The following is a 12881-nucleotide window of genomic DNA, read 5'->3' as shown; positions in this document are numbered from 1 at the left end:
GGTCAACGTGACCGTGGTCGAACAGCCGCCGAACCCCGGCGCGCCGCGCCCCTGATCTTCGCAACCTGATCCTGCCCGTCAGTTCCGCCCGCGACCTAGACGGGCGTTTATGGCGGAACATACCATAAACATGGGCGATTTCGTCAAATCGTGGCGAAAAGTGGGGCAAAGTGGGGGCAAATGGATTGAACGGGCAGGTGGCCTCTGTTACTAGAAGTGCAGGGGGCACACTCCTTTTCGTCATCCGTGATCGACCGGGGCCAGGTGGTTGGTTCTCGGAACGGGAGGGTGCGTGCGCTGCCCTTGGGGATGTGCGTGTCGAACAGGGATCTCTTCCACGGTTTTTCGCTGCAGTCGGTCGACGACAAGGGTCGCGTCGCGATTCCCGCCGACCTGCGCGAAACGCTGGACACCAATTCCCCCGCCAAGCAGGTGCTGATCGGCCGTCATCCGACGCTGCCGTGCCTGGTGTGCTACGACGCCGAATGGGCGCGTGAACTGAACGACCGGCTGAACGAGCTGGCGCGGCTAGCCAAGCTGGAAGGCAAGCCCTTTGACGAAGCGGCGGAGCGCCGCCTGCGGCGCGCCGAGAAGGCGGGTTACGACAATAACGGCCGCTTCGTGATCCCCAGTTTCGAGCGGGATCGCGCCGGCATCGGCAAATGGGCGTTTTTCGTCGGCGACAACGACACGTTCCAGATCTGGTCGCCCGAGCAACTGATCGCTGCCGACATTGACGACGACGACCTGAAGGACCGCTGCCGTCATTATGCGGCGGCGAAGAAGGTGGTGTTGTGAGCGCGGCGGCGCCTCATATTCCGGTCCTGCTGGACGAAGTGATCGACGCGCTGGCGATCGGCGATGGCGAAGTGCATGTCGACGCGACCTTCGGCGCTGGCGGATACACCCGCGCCATGCTGGCGGCGGGCGCGCGGGTCGTCGCCTTTGACCGCGATCCCGATGCCATCCGCGATGGAGCCGCGCTGGTCGAATCGAGTGGCGGCGCGCTGGTGCTGGTCGAATCGCCCTTTTCCGCGCTGGATACGGCGCTGGGTGATGCGGCTCCGGTCGACGGCGTTGTGATGGACATCGGCGTGTCGTCGATGCAGCTCGACCAGGCCGAGCGCGGCTTTTCGTTCCAGTCCGACGGCCCGCTCGACATGCGGATGAGCCAGTCGGGCGAAAGCGCCGCCGATTTCGTGAACGAAGCCGACGAGTCGCTGATTGCCGACATATTGTTCCGTTATGGGGAGGAGCCGCGTTCGCGCCGCGTGGCGAAGGCGATCGTCGCTGCCCGCCCGATCACGCGCACGGCCGAGCTGGCCGGGGTGGTGCGCCGCGCGCTCGGCTATCGCCCGCACGACAAGAAGGACCCGGCGACGCGCACCTTTCAGGCGATTCGCATCCACCTGAACCGCGAGCTGGACGAGCTGGCCGAAGGGCTGGCGGCGGCCGAGCGGGTGCTGAAGCCCGGCGGGCGGCTGGCGGTCGTGACGTTTCACAGCCTGGAGGACCGGATGGTCAAGCGCTTCCTGCGCGAACGATCGGGCAGCGAGCCTGCCGGGTCGCGGCATCGCCCGGCGGCACGGGCCGCGCGGGCGCCCAGTTTCGAACCGCCCGCGCGCCCCGTGCGTCCGGGCGATGCCGAATTGCAGCGCAATCCGCGGGCGCGTTCGGCGACATTGCGCGTGGCACGGCGAACAGCGGCAGCGGCGTGGTCCGCCGAGGGAGAGGTTTGATGGCGACCAAGCGATTAAAGGGGTTCGGCTGGTTCGTCTGCGGCGTGCTGGTCGCGCCCCCCTGTTACCTGGTGTCGAGCTGGGTCGCGGCCGAGCGGGCGCGTGTCGAGAGCCTGGAGCGCGCGATCCTGTCGGCCAAGCGCGACATTCGCGACCTGGAAACCGAGTTCCAGACGCGCGCCAATCTGGCGCAGCTTGAGAAGTGGAACGGCGAAGTGCTGGCGCTGGCCGCGCCGCGCCCCGACCAGTATGTCGCGGGCGAGGAAGCGCTGGCGCAGCTGCATTTCGCGCCGGTCGGCGAAGGCGCGATCAGTCCGGCCAGCTATATCGTCCCCGCGGGCATCGCCGACAACCGGATGCAGGCGGCTGCGCCCGAACCCGCAGCCGCCGATCCGGCAACGCCCGCACCCAGGCCGCGTGGCGAAGCCGCCCCGGTCGCGCTGGCCGCCGTCGCCGCGCCGTCGCCCGCGCGCGCCATCCCGGCACCCAAGCCTGTTCGCAAGGCCCAGGCGGTGGCGATGCTGGATGACGTGCTGCTCAGCGACCGGACGCTGGGTGATCTGGTGCGCGGTGCGCGCGCCGAAACGGTTCGCAAACGTTGATCGTCCTCGTCGCCCCCGGCACCGGCGACAAGCGCAAGGCTGGCGGGCAGGTCGCGCTCGTCCAGACCGCACAGGCGCGCCTGATGGTGCTGATGCTGCTGTTCGCGGCGGGCATCGCGCTGGTGCTGGCGCGGCTTGCCATGCTGGCGGTGATGGCCGAACCGGCGTCGGGACGCGACGCGGCGGCGGCGCTGACGCCGATTCGCGGTGACATCGTGGATCGCAACGGCGTGGCGCTGGCGCGGACCATCGACGCCTGGTCGATCGGCGTTCATCCCGACAGGGTGATCGGCGACAAGATGAAGCTGGCCGAGGAACTGGCCGTGCTGATGCCCGAGCAGGATGCGGGATTTTATTACAAGGCGCTGACATCGCCCGTGTCGTTCACCTATCTCAGCCGTCGTGCGCTGCCCGAACTGGTCAATGCGGTGAACGCGCTGGGTGAACCGGGCATCGCCTTTGCCCGTGAGCCGGAGCGGCTTTATCCCCAGACCACGCTGGCCGCCCATGCGCTGGGTCGGTTGAACTTTGACGGGCACGGCGTGACGGGCATGGAAAAGGTGCTCGATGCCGAACTGACCAACCCCGCGATGCGCGGGCGCCCCGTCGCGCTGTCGATCGACCTGCGCGTGCAGGGCGCGCTGGAAAGCGAGCTTGGCCGATCGATGGCGGCGTTCCAGGCGGCGGGTGCGGCGGGCGTCATCCTTGACGTGGCGACCGGTGAGGTCCGCGCGATTGCATCGCTGCCCAGCTTCAACCCCAACAAGCTGGTGCGCGGTGAAAGCGGGCTGCTGAACAACGTCACGCAATCGGTCTATGAACTCGGTTCGACCTTCAAGCCGCTGGTGATGGCGGAGGCGCTCGACACCGGCGTGGTGCCCGACATGGGCAAGCGGTATGACGCGACCGCGCCGATCCGCATCGGGCGTTTCCAGATCCGCGACGATCACGCGCAGAAACGCTGGCTGAACGTGCCCGAAACGCTGGTCCATTCGTCGAACATCGCCACCGCGCGCATCGCCGACGAAATGGGGCAGGCGCGCATGGAGCATCTGTTCCGCAAGCTGGGTTTCGACACCGCGCCCGATATCGAGATCGAAAAGGCGCGTCCGCTGTGGCCGCATAACTGGGGCCGTTCGACCACGCTGACCACCGCTTATGGCCATGGCATCGCGGTGACGCCGCTGCATCTGGCCAGCGCCTATGCCGCGATGGTCAATGGCGGCGTCTGGCGTCCGGCGACGCTTCGCAAGGTGGAAGCGGGTCAGGCGCCGAAGGGCCGGCGCGTGTTCAGCGAGCAGACCAGCGCACGGATGCGCCAGCTGATGCGGCTGGTCGTGCTGGAGGGCACCGGCCGCAAGGGTGAGGCGCCCGGATACCGTGTCGGCGGCAAGACCGGCACCGCCGAAAAGCCCGGCGCGGGCGGTTATAACCGGCGCGTCAACGTATCGACCTTTGCCGCCGCTTTCCCGATGGATGCGCCGCGTTATGTGGTGATCGTGATGCTGGATGCGCCAAAGGGCAATGCCGAGAGCTTTGGCCTGACGACCGCTGCCTGGACCGCCGCACCGGTGGTCAGCCGCGTGATCTCGCGCACCGGTCCGATCCTGGGCGTGGTGCCGGAGTTGACGCGCGACGTCGATGTGTCCGACCTGATGCCGCTGTTGTGGCGCGCGCCGGGCAAGGGGCATTGATATGTGGGAGGCGGTGAAATGCGACTGGGCACGCTGACGGGCGGGGACGAATCCGCGACCGTCACCGGATTCGCGATCGACCATCGCAAGGTCGCGCCCGGCACGATCTTTGGCGCGTTCGAAGGGATGCGCGTCAATGGCGAGGATTTCATCGACGAGGCCGTGGCGGCAGGCGCGGTCGCTGTCGTCGCGCGGCGCAAGGCCCGCGTCGATGGCGCGCTGCACATCGCCGACGACAATCCGCGTGCACGCTTTGCCGGTCTGGCGGCGCGGTTCTTCGCACCCTTTCCGGGGGTGACGGCGGCCGTCACCGGCACCAACGGCAAGACCTCCACCGTCGAGATGACGCGCCAGTTGTGGCGCATGGCGGGGCATCACGCCGCCTCGATCGGGACGCTGGGCGTGACCACCGCGGATGAACGCGTGTCGACCGGGCTGACCACGCCCGACATCGTCACCTTCCTGTCGAACGTCGCGGGGCTGGCGCGCGAAGGCGTCACGCATCTGGCGTTCGAGGCGTCGAGCCACGGCCTGTCGCAATATCGCACCGAAGGGCTGCCGGTGCGCGCCGCCGCCTTTACCAATCTCAGCCGCGACCACCTCGATTACCATAAGGACATGGCGGAATATTTCACCGCCAAGCTGCGGTTGTTCGCCGATGTGCTGGCCGATGACGGCACGGCGGTGGTCTGGGCCGACGATCCGCATTCGGAACGCGTCATCGACCTGGCGCGGACGCGCGGCAACCGGCTGATTACCGTGGGTGAACATGGCGACACGCTGCGCCTGACCGGGCGCGCGCCGACATTGCTGGGCCAGACGCTTACGATCGAGGCGGCGGGCGGCGTCCATACGGTGAAGCTGCCGCTGATCGGCGCGTATCAGGCGGCGAACGCGCTGCTGGCGGCGGGGCTGGTGATCGCCACCGGGGGCGATGTCGCGGCGACGCTGGCGGGACTTGCCCGGTTACAGCCGGTGCGCGGGCGACTGGAGCGCGCGGTTATCGCCGCGTCGGGTGCGCCCGTCTATGTCGATTATGCCCATACGCCTGACGCGCTGGAAGCGGCCATCGCCGCGCTCAAGCCGCACGCAGCGGGGCGGCTGATCGTCGTGTTCGGCGCGGGCGGCGACCGGGATACGGGCAAGCGCGAGCCGATGGGCGCGGCGGCGGCCGGCGGCGCGGACGTGGTGATCGTCACCGACGACAACCCCCGCACCGAAGATGCCGCCACCATCCGCCATCAGGTGCTGAAAGGCGCACCCGGCGCGACCGAGGTCGGCGACCGCCGCGAAGCGATCCGCGCGGCGATCGCGCAGGCCGGGGCCGAGGATATCGTGCTGATCGCGGGCAAGGGGCATGAACAGGGCCAGATCGTCGGTGACATGGTGTTGCCGTTCGATGATGTCGCCGTCGCGCGGGAATGTGCGGCGTGATCCTCTGGACGGCTTCCGAGCTCGCCGCCGCGACGGGCGGGGCGGCGCATGGCGATTTCGCCGCGAGGGGCGTGACGTTCGATTCGCGTGAAGTCGGTGCGGGCGACCTGTTCATCGCGCTGTCGGGCGAGACGACCGACGGCCATCGTTTCGTGCCGCAGGCGCTGGCGCAGGGCGCGGCGGGGGTGCTGGCGTCGCAGCCGGTGGACGGCCCGCATGTGCGCGCGGCCGACACCATGGCCGCGCTGGAGGCGATGGCCCGCGCCGCGCGTGCCCGCACTGATGCGATCGTCATCGGCGTGACCGGGTCGGTCGGCAAGACCGGCACCAAGGAAGCGTTGCACGCAGCCCTCGACCGCGCGGCGCCGGGGCGGACGCACAAATCGGTCAAAAGCTATAACAACCATACCGGCGTGCCGCTCAGCGTGTCGCGGATGCCCGCCGACAGCCGGTTCGGCGTGTTTGAAATGGGCATGAACCATGCGGGTGAGCTTGCCGCGCTGACGCGGATCGTGCGGCCGCACATCGCGCTGGTCACGACGATCGCGCCCGCGCACACGGCCTTTTTTCCTTCGGTCGAAGCGATCGCCGATGCAAAAAGCGAGATTTTTCAGGGTCTGGAGCCGGGCGGCACCGCGATCGTGCCGTTCGACAGCCCGTATCGCGACCGGCTGATCGCCGCGGCGCGGCCCTATGCCGGGCGGATCGTCACCTTCGGGCTGGGCGAAGGGGCCGATATCCGCGCGGTCGAAGTGATGGCGGCGCCGACCGGCGGCAGCTTTGTCGTGGCGTCGCTGGGCAAGCGGGAATTGAGCTTTACCTTGTCGCAACCCGGCGCGCATTGGGTCGCCAATGCGATGGGCGTGCTGGCCGCGGTCGAGGCGGCGGGCGGCGATCTGGCGCAGGCGGGGCTGGCGCTGGCCGAGCTGGACGGGCTTGCCGGGCGCGGCGCGCAGCATGACGTGCCGGCGGGCGACGGCACCGCGCGGTTGATCGACGAAAGCTATAACGCCAATCCGTCCTCGATGCGCGCGACGTTGCAGGTGCTGGCCGCGACGCCCGCGCACCGCCGCATCGCCGTGCTGGGCGAAATGCGCGAGCTGGGCGAGGACAGCGAAGCCTATCACGCCGGGCTGGCGGGTCCCGTCGCCGAAGCGGGCGTGGATTACGCCGTGCTGGTGGGCGACGGCATGGCCGCGCTGGCAAAGGCGCTTGAGGGCCGCGTCGAACTGGTGCATGTGCCCCGCGCCGCAGAAGCCGGGGCCGCGCTCGACGCCGTGCTTTCGGACGGTGACGCGGTGCTCGTCAAGGGTTCGAACGGAGTCGGGTTGTCGGCATTGGTCGCCGCGCTCGTCAAGCGCAGGCAGCCATGCTCTATCTGATCGCTGAATATCTGGGCTTTCCCGGCGTTTTGAACGTCGTGCGTTACCTGTCCTTCCGCACCGGCGGGGCAGTGGCGACGGCGCTGGTCATCGGTCTGATTATCGGGCCGCGCTTCATCGGCTGGCTGCGCGTGCGCCAGGGCAAGGGACAGCCGATCCGCGCCGACGGGCCGCAAAGCCATCTGGCCAAACGCGGCACGCCGACCATGGGCGGGCTGATGATCCTGACGGCGATGACACTTTCGATCCTGATCTGGATGGATCTGACCAACCCGTTCGTCTGGGCGTGCCTGTTCGTCACGCTGGGCTTTGGCCTGATCGGGTTCCTCGACGATTATGACAAGGTGCGAAAGGCATCGACGGCGGGCGTGTCGGGCCGGGTGCGGTTGCTGGCGGAGTTCGCGATTGCGGGCATCGCGGGCTTCATCATCACGCAGCAGAACGGCACGATGCTGTATGTGCCGTTCTTCTCCAACTTCTCGGTCGATCTTGGCTATTTCTATATCGCGTTCGCCGCGTTCACGATCGTCGCGTTCGGCAATGCGGTGAACCTGACCGACGGGCTGGACGGGCTGGCGACGATGCCGGTCATCATCGCGTCGGTCGCGTTCATGGTGATCGTGTATCTGGCGGGCAACGCGATCTATTCCAACTATCTGGGCATCCCGCATGTGCCGGGCGCGGGCGACCTTGCCATTTTCTGCGGCGCGATCGCGGGGGCGGGGCTGGCGTTCCTGTGGTTCAATGCGCCCCCGGCGGCGGTGTTCATGGGCGATACCGGCAGCCTGGCGCTGGGCGGCGCGCTGGGCGCCATCGCCGTCACCGCGCATCATGAAATCGTGCTGGGCATCATCGGCGGCCTGTTCGTGATGGAGGCGATGAGCGTCATCATCCAGGTGTTCTTTTACAAGCGCACCGGCAAACGCGTGTTCCGCATGGCGCCGATCCATCATCATTTCGAGCAACTGGGCTGGTCCGAACCGACGGTCGTGATCCGGTTCTGGATCATCGCGCTGGTGCTGGCGCTGGCCGGTCTTTCGACGTTGAAGTTGCGGTGATCGGCTCGACCGCCTGGGCCGGCAAGCGCTTTGCGGTTCTCGGCCTTGCGCGGTCGGGGCGGGCGACGGTCGACGCGCTGGTGGCCAGCGGGGCGCATGTCGTGGCGTGGGACGCGAACGAGGCGGCGCGCCGTGGCGTGTCGGGCGCGACAATCCAGCCGATCGAGGAAACCGACGTGACCGGCTTTGACGGCGTGGTCGTGTCGCCGGGCGTGCCGCTCAACACGCATCCGATCGCGGCGCAGGCCAGGGCGGCGGGCGTGGCGGTCATCGGCGACATCGAATTGTTCGCGCAGGCGCGCGCCGCGTTGCCGCCGCACAGGGTCGTCGGCATCACCGGCACCAACGGCAAATCGACGACGACCGCGCTGATCCACCACATCGTGCAGACCGCCGGGGTGCCGACCACCATGGGCGGCAATATCGGCCTGCCGATCCTGGGGCAGGACCCGCTGCCCGAAGGCGGTGTCTATGTGCTTGAGCTGTCGAGCTATCAGATCGATCTGACGCAAACCCTCGACTGCGATGTCGCGGTCCTGCTGAACCTGACGCCCGATCATCTGGACCGCTATGACGGGTTCGATGCCTATGCCGCGTCCAAGGCGCGGCTGTTTGCGATGCAATCAGCGGGGCACGCCGCGATTATCGGCATCGGCGACGAAGCCTCGGCCGCCATCGCCCGCACCGTGACGCGTGGTGGCCGGGCAGAGGACGTGACCAAGATCGCGCCCGGCATCTGCATGGACCAGTCGCGCTGGCCCGCATTGCAGGGACCGCACAATGCCCAGAACGCGCTGGCCGCCATCGCCGCGTGCGAGGCGCTGGGCATTGCGCGCGAAGCAATCGACGCGGGGCTGGCCAGCTTTGGCGGGCTGCCGCACCGCACGCGGATACTGGGCGAGGTCGGCGGCGTCCGCTTCGTCGACGATTCCAAGGCGACCAATCCCGAATCGGTCGCGCCGGCGCTACGCGCCTTTGACCGGGTGCACTGGATATTGGGCGGCGTCGCGAAGTCCGACAATCTGGATGCATGCCGCCCCGGTTTCGATCATGTGGCGGCGGCCTATACCATTGGGGAGGCATCGCCGCTGTTCCAGCGCCTGCTGGCCGACGCGCCCTTTCCGGTCGAGCCGTGCGGCACGATCGAAGTGGCGGTGCAGCGCGCCTTTGCCGCCGCGCGGCCGGGGGACACGGTGCTGCTGTCGCCGGCCTGCGCCTCATTCGACCAGTTCAGCGATTATGCGGCGCGCGGTGCGGCGTTCGCGCGCGCGGTGGAGGCTCTGCGATGACCGATGTGATGCGCGGCACCCCCTCCACGCGCGGGCTGCGCGGTCGGGTCGAGGAACGGCTGGGGCGCGGCAATCGCTCGCCCTTGGGCCTGTGGTTCTGGGAAATCGACCGCGTGCTGCTGCTGCTTGCGCTGCTGCTGATCGGCATCGGGCTGGTGGCGGTGGCGGCGGCCAGCCCGGCATCGGCGGTGCGTTATTCGGACGGCAGCCGGTCGTTTGCGGCAATGTATTATTTCTGGCGACAGGCGCTGTGGGTCGTGGCGTCGATCCCGGTCTTGCTGGTCGTGTCGATGATGCCGACGTTGGTTGCGCGCCGGTTCGCACTGGCGGGCGCGGCGTTCATGCTGCTGATGCTCGCCATCGTGCCGTTTGTCGGCGAAGAGGTGAACGGCGCGCGTCGGTGGATCGGCCTGGGCGTCATGAACTTTCAGCCGTCGGAGTTTCTCAAGCCCTTTTTCATCGTGACCACGGCGTGGGTGCTGTCGCTGCGCGCGCGCGACCCTGACCTGCCGCTGTTCCCGATCACGCTGGCGCTGACCGGGCTGGTCGGGGGCCTGTTGATGCTTCAGCCCGATTTCGGGCAGACGGTGGTGTTCGTCGCGGTTTGGGTGACGATGCTGATGATCGCCGGCACCAGTCCGCGCGCGATCCTGGCGCTGGGAGGCGTGGGACTGGGCGGCATCGTCGCGGCCTATTTCTTCTATGGCACCGCGCGCGCGCGCATCGACGCGTTCCTGTTCCCCGACCCCGACAAGGCGATGACGGACCATTACCAGACCGACATGGCGCACGCGACGATCACCGGCGGCGGCTTTACCGGCACGGGGCCGGGCGGCGGCATGGTCAAGTTCAAGCTGCCGGAGGCGCATACCGATTACATCTTCTCGGTCATCGGCGAGGAGTTCGGCCTGATCGCGTGCATGATCGTGGCGCTGCTCTATCTGGCGCTGGTGGTGCGCGTGTTCGTCAAGCTGCTGGACGAGGAGGACGCGTTCCGGCTGCTCGCCGCATCGGGCCTGGCAGTGCAGTTCGGGTTGCAGGCGCTCATCAACATGGCGGTCAACACCGGCATTGCCCCGTCAAAGGGGATGACGCTGCCGTTCATCAGCTATGGCGGATCATCGATGATCGCCCTGTCGATCGGGTTCGGGATGCTGCTCGCCTTCACGCGGCGAAACCCGTATCTGAAGCGATCACCCTATAGCGTCAGGTTGAACGGCAAGTGAGCATTCCCCGTCATTACGTCCTCGCCGCCGGTGGCACGGGCGGTCACATGGTCCCCGCCGCCGCACTGGCCGCCGAGCTGACGCGGCGCGGCCACCATGTCGCGCTGGTCAGTGACGATCGCGGCGTGCGCTTTCCCGGCCTGTTCGACGACATCCAGACGCATGTGCTGCCCGCCGGGCGGCTGTCGGGCGGGCCGCTGGGCTGGTTGCGTGCAGGCCGCAAGATGCTGGCCGGGCGGGCGATGGCGGCGGAACTGTATCGCGGCTTCAAGCCCGCCGCCGTGGTCGGGTTCGGCGGCTATCCCGCGTTCCCGGCGCTGGCGGCGGCGTTTCAGCTCAAGCTGCCGACGATCGTGCACGAACAGAATGCGGTGCTGGGTCGCGTCAACCGGCTGGTCGCGGGGCGCGTCGATGCCATTGCCACCAGCTATGCCGATGTCGAACGGCTGAAGCCGCAGCATGAGGCAAAGGTGCATCTGGTCGGCAATCCGGTGCGCGACGCTGTGCTCGAATTGCGCGAACGTCCCTATCCCGAACTGGACGGGGACGGGATTTTCCGCGTGCTCGTAACGGGCGGCAGTCAGGGCGCCAGCGTGCTGAGCCAGGTTGTGCCCGACGGCCTCGCGCTGCTGCCCCCGCATTTCCGCGCACGGTTGCAGGTCACGCATCAGGCGCGCCCAGAGGATATCGATGCGGTGCGCGCCAAATATGCCGCACACGGCATCCCGGCGGAGATTGCGACCTATCTGCCCGACCTGCCCGAACGGCTGGCCTGGGCGCATATCGTGATCGCGAGGGCGGGCGCGTCGACGCTGGCCGAACTGACCGCGGCCGGGCGCCCGGCGATATTGGTGCCGCTGCCATCGGCGACCGACGACCATCAAACCGCCAATGCGCGCGAAATGACGCTGGCGGGGGGCGCGCGCACCATCCGTCAGGACGCGTTCACCGCCGCCGAACTGGCCAAGCAGATGCAGAAACTGGGGCTGGAGCCATTGTCGCTCGCGAACGCGGCGCGCTGCGCCAGGCAATGCGGCCGCCCGCACGCCGCGCGTGACCTGGCCGACCTGGTCGAGCATATCGACGCGCCGTCGCTGCTCGACCGCGATTCGCGCCGCACGCTGGGGGTGCCGGCATGAAGGGCGTCGCGACCGATATCGGCATCATCCATTTCGTCGGCATCGGCGGGATCGGCATGTCGGGCATTGCCGAGGTGATGCACAATCTCGGCTACCGCGTGCAGGGCAGCGACGTGGCGGATGGCTATGTGATCGAGGGGCTGCGCGCGCGCGGCATCCCCGTCACCATCGGCCATGCGGGCGAGAATGTGGATGGCGTGGCGGTCGTCGTCACATCCACCGCGATCCGGCGCGGCAATCCCGAGGTTGAAGCGGCGCTGACAGCGCGCATTCCCGTCGTTCGCCGCGCCGAAATGCTGGCCGAACTGATGCGCCTGAAATCGACCATCGCGGTCGCGGGCACGCATGGCAAGACGACGACGACCAGCATGGTCGCCGCGATCCTGGATGCCGGCGGGGTGGACCCGACCGTCATCAACGGCGGCATCATCAACAGTTATGGCTCCAACGCCCGTCTGGGCGAGAGCGACTGGATGGTGGTGGAAGCGGACGAGAGCGACGGCAGCTTCCTGCGGCTGGACGGCACTTACGCCATCGTCACCAATATCGATCCCGAACATCTCGACCATTATGGCAGTTTCGACCGGGTGAAGGACGCATTCGTCGAGTTTGTCGAGAATGTGCCCTTCTACGGCGCGGCGATCCTGTGCCTCGACCATCCCGAGGTGCAGGCGATCATGCCGCGCGTGCGCGACCGGCGGATCGTCACCTATGGCTTTTCGGCGCAGTCGGACGTGCGCGGCGTCAATGTCACGCCCTATCCCGGCGGCAACCGGTTCGAAGCGATCGTCCGGCATCGCGACGGCACGGTGCGTTCGATCGAGAATATCGACCTGCCGATGCCCGGCCGCCACAATGTCCAGAACGCGCTGGCGGCGATCACCGTCGCGCTGGAACTGGGGATTGACGACGCGACCATTGAAAAGGGGTTCGGCGCGTTCACCGGCGTGAAGCGGCGCTTTACCAAGGTCGGTGAGGTCGCCTTTGAGCAAGGGGGCAGTGCGGCCATCATCGACGATTACGGCCACCATCCGGTCGAAATCCGCGCGGTGCTGGCGGCGGCGCGGGAAAGCGCCCAGGGCCGGGTTATCGCGGTCGCCCAACCGCATCGCTACAGTCGTCTCGGCAATCTGATGGACGAGTTTGCACAAGCCTTTAACGACGCCGACATGGTGTTCGTCGCCCCCGTCTACGCCGCGGGGGAAGCGCCGGTCGAGGGCGTCGACGCGGCTGCCCTTGCCGACCGCATCCGCCAGCGCGGGCACCGCTCGGCACAGACGGTCGACGGACCCGAAGCGCTGGCCGCGACGCTGGCGGG

The 12881-nt window shown here is 68.0% G+C and carries 11 protein-coding genes; all 11 read left to right on the top strand.

Going from position 1 to position 12881, the window contains the following annotated elements:
* Positions 1-246: 246 nt before the first annotated feature.
* On the top strand, positions 247-798 hold the full coding sequence (locus tag VL973_RS06680; RefSeq protein ID WP_325283250.1) for a division/cell wall cluster transcriptional repressor MraZ: 552 nt from the start codon (positions 247-249) through the stop codon (positions 796-798).
* Positions 795-1739, top strand: coding sequence for a 16S rRNA (cytosine(1402)-N(4))-methyltransferase RsmH (gene rsmH, locus VL973_RS06675; RefSeq protein WP_325283249.1), 945 nt, complete (start codon positions 795-797; stop codon positions 1737-1739). Before VL973_RS06680 ends, rsmH begins: the two co-directional genes overlap by 4 nt.
* Positions 1739-2341 (top strand): hypothetical protein, encoded by a 603-nt coding sequence (locus VL973_RS06670; protein WP_325283248.1) that lies wholly within the window; start codon positions 1739-1741, stop codon positions 2339-2341. Before rsmH ends, VL973_RS06670 begins: the two co-directional genes overlap by 1 nt.
* A complete protein-coding gene (locus VL973_RS06665; RefSeq protein WP_325283247.1) occupies positions 2338-4035 on the top strand; it encodes a peptidoglycan D,D-transpeptidase FtsI family protein in 1698 nt (565 codons plus the stop codon). Before VL973_RS06670 ends, VL973_RS06665 begins: the two co-directional genes overlap by 4 nt.
* A gap of 18 nt (positions 4036-4053) precedes the next feature.
* Positions 4054-5469 (top strand): UDP-N-acetylmuramoyl-L-alanyl-D-glutamate--2,6-diaminopimelate ligase, encoded by a 1416-nt coding sequence (locus tag VL973_RS06660; protein ID WP_325283251.1) that lies wholly within the window; start codon positions 4054-4056, stop codon positions 5467-5469.
* Positions 5466-6851 carry a UDP-N-acetylmuramoyl-tripeptide--D-alanyl-D-alanine ligase gene (locus VL973_RS06655; protein WP_325283246.1) on the top strand — a complete coding sequence of 462 codons (1386 nt, stop codon included), beginning with the start codon at positions 5466-5468 and terminating at the stop codon, positions 6849-6851. The genes VL973_RS06660 and VL973_RS06655 overlap by 4 nt, the downstream gene beginning before the upstream one ends.
* Entirely contained in the window at positions 6839-7909 is a 1071-nt protein-coding gene (gene mraY / locus VL973_RS06650) for a phospho-N-acetylmuramoyl-pentapeptide-transferase (RefSeq protein WP_325283245.1), read from the top strand. The genes VL973_RS06655 and mraY overlap by 13 nt, the downstream gene beginning before the upstream one ends.
* Complete coding sequence (gene murD / locus VL973_RS06645) at positions 7906-9198, top strand: UDP-N-acetylmuramoyl-L-alanine--D-glutamate ligase (protein WP_325283244.1); 1293 nt, start codon at positions 7906-7908, stop codon at positions 9196-9198. Before mraY ends, murD begins: the two co-directional genes overlap by 4 nt.
* Complete coding sequence (ftsW, locus tag VL973_RS06640; RefSeq protein WP_325283243.1) at positions 9195-10424, top strand: putative lipid II flippase FtsW; 1230 nt, start codon at positions 9195-9197, stop codon at positions 10422-10424. Before murD ends, ftsW begins: the two co-directional genes overlap by 4 nt.
* On the top strand, positions 10421-11563 hold the full coding sequence (gene murG / locus VL973_RS06635; protein ID WP_325283242.1) for an undecaprenyldiphospho-muramoylpentapeptide beta-N-acetylglucosaminyltransferase: 1143 nt from the start codon (positions 10421-10423) through the stop codon (positions 11561-11563). The genes ftsW and murG overlap by 4 nt, the downstream gene beginning before the upstream one ends.
* The coding region (murC, locus tag VL973_RS06630; protein WP_325283241.1) for a UDP-N-acetylmuramate--L-alanine ligase at positions 11560-12881 on the top strand (1322 nt) is incomplete at its 3' end. The genes murG and murC, both read left to right, overlap by 4 nt.

It is taken from the genome of Sphingomonas sp. (assembly GCF_035490575.1).
In the GTDB taxonomy this organism is placed as follows: Bacteria; Pseudomonadota; Alphaproteobacteria; order Sphingomonadales; family Sphingomonadaceae; genus Sphingomonas.
This window is presented reverse-complemented; position numbering and strand designations above follow the sequence as displayed.

Bases quoted from the DNA above. Each gene is read 5' to 3' on its own strand.
- mraY (WP_325283245.1), top strand. From the start codon at position 6,839: ATGCTCTATCTGATCGCTGAATATCTGGGCTTTCCCGGCGTTTTGAAC.
- VL973_RS06660 (WP_325283251.1), top strand. From the start codon at position 4,054: ATGCGACTGGGCACGCTGACGGGCGGGGACGAATCCGCGACCGTCACC.
- ftsW (WP_325283243.1), top strand. From the start codon at position 9,195: ATGACCGATGTGATGCGCGGCACCCCCTCCACGCGCGGGCTGCGCGGT.
- VL973_RS06670 (WP_325283248.1), top strand. From the start codon at position 1,739: ATGGCGACCAAGCGATTAAAGGGGTTCGGCTGGTTCGTCTGCGGCGTG.